Annotated in this window: 1 protein-coding gene and 2 rRNA genes; 1 reads left to right on the top strand and 2 read right to left on the bottom strand. The window is 42.3% G+C overall.

Features of this window, described 5'->3' with window-relative positions:
- Nucleotides 1–32: 32 nt before the first annotated feature.
- Complete coding sequence (locus tag VEHSUH05_RS09270; protein WP_038114367.1) at nucleotides 33–242, top strand: TOBE domain-containing protein; 210 nt, start codon at nucleotides 33–35, stop codon at nucleotides 240–242.
- Nucleotides 243–948: 706 nt separating this feature from the next.
- Here VEHSUH05_RS09270 and rrf read toward each other — a convergent pair.
- Both rrf and VEHSUH05_RS09260 read right to left on the bottom strand, forming a co-directional pair.
- A 5S ribosomal RNA gene (rrf, locus tag VEHSUH05_RS09265) occupies nucleotides 949–1,065 on the bottom strand.
- Nucleotides 1,066–1,139: 74 nt separating this feature from the next.
- Nucleotides 1,140–1,289, bottom strand: a 23S ribosomal RNA gene (locus VEHSUH05_RS09260); the annotation flags it as partial.

Genomic DNA, 1,289 nt, shown 5'->3' with positions numbered 1-1,289 from the left:
ATATTTTATTATATTTTTGTAAGGAGTAGTAAATGAAATTAAGTGCAAGAAATCAATTAAAAGGTACTATCGTTGAAATCCAAGAAGGTGCTGTAAACGCTATCGTAAAAATCAATGTAGGAAATGACAATATCATTACTGCTGATATTACATTACAATCTGTAAAAGAATTGAACTTAACAGTAGGCAAAGAAGTTGTTGCTGTTATCAAAGCTACCAACGTAATGGTTGGTGTTGAATAAGTTATAAAGAGCTGCTTAGGTAGCTCTTTTTTCATAGCTGCGAAATTACCTATGCAGCTCTGCTGAAAATTTGGCTTATTGATAAATACAGATGGATTTTACTTGCACAACTTTGGCTGGAGACGACTCTAGCAGAAATAACTAGTTGGAGACGAGCAAAAAGAAAAGGCCTACCACTCGGTAGGCCTTTTTCTTTTCATTAATCAGCGAATCCTTATGTACGGTTCTTCCCTCCAGGATACTGGGTGTTCGTCGCTATGGAGTTCCCTATGTAGCTTCGCTACATGGTAACTCTTACGCTCCGAACTAAGCGATGCAGTGAATCTGTCGTTGCTTCGCTCCTCCATCTTCTACTGCCCTGCTTTTACTGCCCTGCTTACCGGGTACCCCGGGAGGATAGGAAGTCGTACACAAAAAAAGACACACTACTTTTCGCTTGCCCTACTTGCTTCCTCACTGTGGATTTCCCTTTACTGCTTCGCAGTTCGGTAAATCTTACGTTCGGAAGAAGGTGATGTGTGGGCCCCATACGTCGTTTCACTCCTCTGTGGCCTCACACCCTACCCTTCCCACGCCGTCTTATTGATTTATACAGATAGATACTATTTGTACAATCTTGGCTGGAGACGGCTTTAGCAGAAATAACTAGTCGAAGACTAACAAAAAGAAAAAGGCCTACCACTCGGTAGACCTTTTTCTTTTCGTTAATCAGCGACTTCCTATCCTCCCGGGCCGTCTCCAGCCAAGTACTTTCGGCGTTTATGAGCTTAACTACTGTGTTCGAGATGGGAACAGGTGGATCCTCATAGCTATCGCCACTGAATCTGTCAGAGTTTGTACTCTGAAAACCACATAGAAGTTATATATATTTGTTGCACAGTCTGCTTAATGTTGTATTTAAGTAAAGCCCTCGATCGATTAGTACCAGTCAGCTCCAAACCTCACGGCTCTTCCACACCTGGCCTATCTACCATGTCGTCTACATGGGATCTTACTAGCTTATGCTATGAGAAACCTCATCTCAAGGCTGGTTTCACGCTTAGATGC

Source organism: Veillonella denticariosi JCM 15641, from assembly GCF_002959855.1.
GTDB lineage: Bacteria > Bacillota > Negativicutes > Veillonellales > Veillonellaceae > Veillonella > Veillonella denticariosi.
Note: the sequence above shows the minus strand (reverse complement) of the source record. Positions and strands in the feature narration are given on the sequence as shown.